The sequence below is a fragment of the Streptomyces violaceorubidus genome, assembly GCF_000717995.1.
Taxonomy (GTDB): domain Bacteria; phylum Actinomycetota; class Actinomycetes; order Streptomycetales; family Streptomycetaceae; genus Streptomyces; species Streptomyces violaceorubidus.
The window spans coordinates 1-208 of record NZ_JODM01000262.1; the positions used below are offsets into that span (position 1 = coordinate 1).

At 56.7% G+C, this 208-nt stretch carries 1 protein-coding gene; it reads left to right on the forward strand.

Translation table 11 applies throughout. The features are described from left to right. The coding region (locus IE94_RS37060; RefSeq protein WP_037925314.1) for a hypothetical protein at nucleotides 1–208 on the forward strand (208 nt) is incomplete at both ends.

A 208-nucleotide genomic window follows, 5' to 3' on the forward strand; every position in this document is an offset into this window, starting at 1 on the left:
CGCGAGCAGAACTTCGCCGTACCTGCCGAAAATTCCGCCACCGGCCAATGGCTCACCTCAGTCACCTCCGGGGAATTCCTGATCACCCGGGCTCACCATGAGGAACTGGCAGCCGCCCATATCAGCGGAATCGAAAACGCCCGCACCATCGAAGACCAGAAGCTACTCAATAGCAATGACCATATGGAGATCTTCCGCAGGAACAACT